Here is a 1,313-nt window from a genome sequence, read left to right on the forward strand (position 1 = left end):
GAGCGTCGGCTGGTCGTGCACGGGTGGAATGACACCGGTCGTGTGGTGTCGGGGGGGACGTTGCCGGAGTTGTTCGAGGCGCAGGTGGCGCGGACGCCGGGTGTGGTGGCGGTGGAGTCGGCGGACACGTTGTGGACGTATGGCGAGTTGGAGGTACGGGCGAATCGGTGGGCGCGTGAGTTGATCGGTCGGGGGGTGGGGCCGGGGGATCGGGTGGGGGTGGTGTTGGAGCGTTCGGCGGAGTGGGTGGCGGTGGTGCTGGGTGTGGTGAAGGCGGGTGCGGCGTTTGTGCCGGTGGATCCGGCGTATCCGTCCGAGCGGGTTGCGCTGGTGTTGCGGGACGTGGATCCGGCGTTGGTGGTGTGTTCGGGTGCCACTGTCGGCCTTTTGTCTGATACGGGTCTGGAGTGTCTGGTCTGTGATGATCCGGGTGTTGTGGGGTTGGTGGCGGGGTGGTCGGTGGCGGCGCCGGTGGATGGGGAGCGGAGGGTGCCGTTGCGGGGGGCTCATGCGGCGTATGTGATTTATACGTCGGGGTCGACTGGGCGTCCTAAGGGTGTGGTGGTCAGTCATCAGGGGATCGGGAGTCTGGCTGGGGCGCAGATTGACCGGTTCGGGGTGGGTGTGGGGTCGCGGGTGTTGCAGTTTGCCGCGTTGGGGTTTGACGCGGTGGTTTCGGAGTTGTGTATGGCGTTGCTGTCGGGGGCGACGTTGGTGGTGGCGGATGGTGAGCACATGCCGCCGCGCCGTCGTCTGGGCGAGACGGTGGCGGAGTTGGGGGTGTCGCATGTGACGGTGCCGCCTTCTCTCCTGGCCACTGAGGAGGATCTGCCCGCTGGACTGGTGACGTTGGTGGTGGCGGGGGAGGTGTGTGGGCCGGAGTTGGTGGGGCGGTTTGCTGTTGGCCGGCGGATGGTGAATGCGTATGGGCCGACGGAGGTGACGGTGTGCGCGACGATGTCGCGGCCGTTGTCTCCTGAGGTGGCGTCGGGTGTGGTGGTGCCGATCGGGCGTCCGGTGTGGAACACGCGGGTGTTTGTGCTGGATGAGTTTCTGCGTCCGGTGGCGCCGGGTGTGGTGGGTGAGTTGTATGTGGCGGGTCGTGGTCTGGCGCGTGGGTATGCGGGTCGTCCGGGGCTGAGTGCGGAGCGGTTTGTGGCGTGCCCGTTCGGTGGCTTGGGCTTGGGTGAGCGGATGTACCGGACCGGGGATCTGGTGCGGTGGACGGCTGGTGGCGAGTTGGTGTTCGCCGGGCGTGCGGACGCGCAGATCAAGATCCGGGGGTTCCGGGTCGAGCCGGGTGAGATCGAGGC

1 protein-coding gene is annotated in these 1,313 nt (G+C 67.6%); it reads left to right on the forward strand.

Annotation, left to right across the window (positions count from 1 at the left end; all coding sequences use genetic code 11):
- Positions 1-69: 69 nt before the first annotated feature.
- A partial coding sequence (locus ACFVKT_RS40070; RefSeq protein ID WP_385741924.1) for an amino acid adenylation domain-containing protein occupies positions 70-1,313 on the forward strand: 1,244 nt, incomplete at its 3' end.

The organism is Streptomyces sp. NPDC127595, assembly GCF_042671685.1.
Classification (GTDB): Bacteria; Actinomycetota; Actinomycetes; order Streptomycetales; family Streptomycetaceae; genus Streptomyces.